The organism is Pseudomonas sp. PS01300 (assembly GCF_029960155.1).
In the GTDB taxonomy this organism is placed as follows: Bacteria; Pseudomonadota; Gammaproteobacteria; order Pseudomonadales; family Pseudomonadaceae; genus Aquipseudomonas; species Aquipseudomonas palmensis.
Map to the genome: position 1 here is coordinate 1 of NZ_JASCPN010000139.1, position 1,035 is coordinate 1,035.

1 protein-coding gene is annotated in these 1,035 nt (G+C 56.3%); it reads left to right on the forward strand.

Going from position 1 to position 1,035, the window contains the following annotated elements; all coding sequences use genetic code 11:
- Positions 1–1,035, forward strand: a 1,035-nt coding sequence (locus QMX96_RS26680) for a DUF637 domain-containing protein (protein WP_282362722.1), incomplete at both ends; no start/stop codon positions are given.

Sequence of the window (1,035 nt, forward strand, 5' to 3'; positions counted from 1 at the left end):
CGTGGACCAGTGCCAAGGGCAAGGGGCAGACGGATGAGACGCTGCGCCAGACGCAGATGGTGGCCAACGGAAACCTGATAATCAATGCGGTAGACGGCATCAAGGTCGATATAAAAAAGATCGACCAAAGGACTGTCAGTCAGTCCATCGACGCCATGGTGAAGGCTGATCCGAAACTGGCATGGTTGAAAGAAGTGGAAGCCAGGGGTGGTATCGACTGGCGCCAGGTGGAGGAAATTCACTCTAGCTTCAAGTACGAAAATTCCGGTTTGGGTGTTGGAGCACAACTGGCTGTAGCTATCCTGATGGCCGCCGCAATGGGCCCGGCAGGATTCGGTCTCACGGGCTTTCAGCTAGGCGCAGCAACAAGCCTGGCAACAACCGGTGCGGTCAGTACGATCAACAACCAAGGTGATCTCGCAGCAGCGCTCAAGGAAACACTAAGCAAAGACAGTCTGAAGAATGCAGCAGTCTCCTCACTGACGGCAGGTTCATTTGAATACGTAGACACTCACTGGTTCGGCGTAGAACAAAGCGGTCAAGCGGGCGGATTCGTGAAGGCTGCCGATGGCACCCTCATTCCGGTTTCCAGCAACCCGCGCAACGTACTCACATGGGCGAACGCCTCAGATACGCTCATTCGGGCTGGTGCGCACTCGCTTGTTTCGAGCGCAATATCTACGGCCATCAATGGCGGCAGCTTCAGCGACAACCTGGGCAATGCTCTAGTCGGCCAGGCAGGCAGCATCGCCATGGCCACGGGCTTCAAGTTTGCCGGTGACCAGACCATTCGATTTGAGAACGGCAGCCTGCCCAAAATTGTGGTTCATGCCGTCATGGGTGGTTTGCTGGCAGAGGCCACGGGCAGCGATTTCAAAACTGGCGCCATGGCTGCGGGCTTGAACGAAGCCATGGCAGATACGCTGTCAACGTTATCCGGTGGCGACACCAACGTTCATGTGATGCTGTCCCAATTGACTGGTGTGCTTGCCGCCGCAGCCGTCAACGGTGATCTTCAGAAAGGCTCCGAGGTTG